At 41.9% G+C, this 867-nt stretch carries 1 protein-coding gene; it reads right to left on the minus strand.

Annotated features, from left to right (window positions below):
- Positions 1-226: 226 nt before the first annotated feature.
- Entirely contained in the window at positions 227-499 is a 273-nt protein-coding gene (locus tag AB4496_RS26105; RefSeq protein WP_017100261.1) for a transposase, read from the minus strand.
- Between the last annotated feature and the right edge of the window lie 368 nt (positions 500-867).

An 867-nucleotide genomic window follows, 5' to 3' on the forward strand; every position in this document is an offset into this window, starting at 1 on the left:
ACTGCTTTGTCTTTTGCCACCGTATGGGACCTAATGCAGAATACGCCACTAAATTTCTCATCCTTTTAGGATTGCGAGCGTCGTCAGCAAACAGATTATCTTTGGGAGGAATGATTATCGGCTTCAGGAAATTTGCTCGATAATGCGTCCTAGACGTCCTCGGTATCGTCCATTTTATCGGCTGAAACATGGTCTGCATCTATATCAATTTTTTCACACAGTGCCCCTACGGCCCCTCATTCGGTTTATATGTGGATTTGAATGCGGGCTTCTTAAGACCTAGTTGAGATAAGCGCTTAGAAGGAGAGGTATAGTCTGGACAGGCTAGATCTGCGTACCCCATTCTTTTTAATAGATTATCGATGAGACCTTGAAGTTGGCGTAGGGGCTGTTTGAAGACCAGTCTCAAATAATGGCACGCTCTTATTGTGCTATCAGGGTATTTGGGGGATGAGCCTGTTCCATCATAAGTGCGTTGCTCACTCTGCCAATTATCCATAGTGTCGCCTGATAATCAGATATCAATCCGCCCTCGGTCACGCAATATAATTGGTTTGTCGGTAGGTGTTTTTTTGAAGTGTTGACGCCTGGATTGATTGTGTTTGTAAGGTATGATTATGAGAGTGAATACATCAAGGTATGATAAGAATATAGGAAAAGGCTCTCAACTCAAAATTGGCGATTAAATGAGCGCTTCAACAAAGCCGCTCAAGAGCGACAAGAAAACTTTGGCACATTGAGAACCAGAGTCCTGGGCGTTAGACGTTATTTTCAAAGAAGATGAGCAACGTTGTATTTATGCAGTAGGCTCGGTGCTGAAATTAGAATTCAAGGTTATTTTATTTTTGAATATAATTTACATTAACT

The organism is Vibrio sp. 10N.222.46.A1, assembly GCF_041473595.1.
Taxonomy (GTDB): domain Bacteria; phylum Pseudomonadota; class Gammaproteobacteria; order Enterobacterales; family Vibrionaceae; genus Vibrio; species Vibrio tasmaniensis_A.

What these genes read in the sequence shown, in the direction of transcription:
- AB4496_RS26105 (WP_017100261.1), bottom strand. Translation starts at nt 499, where the DNA reads ATGGATAATTGGCAGAGTGAGCAACGCACTTATGATGGAACAGGCTCA.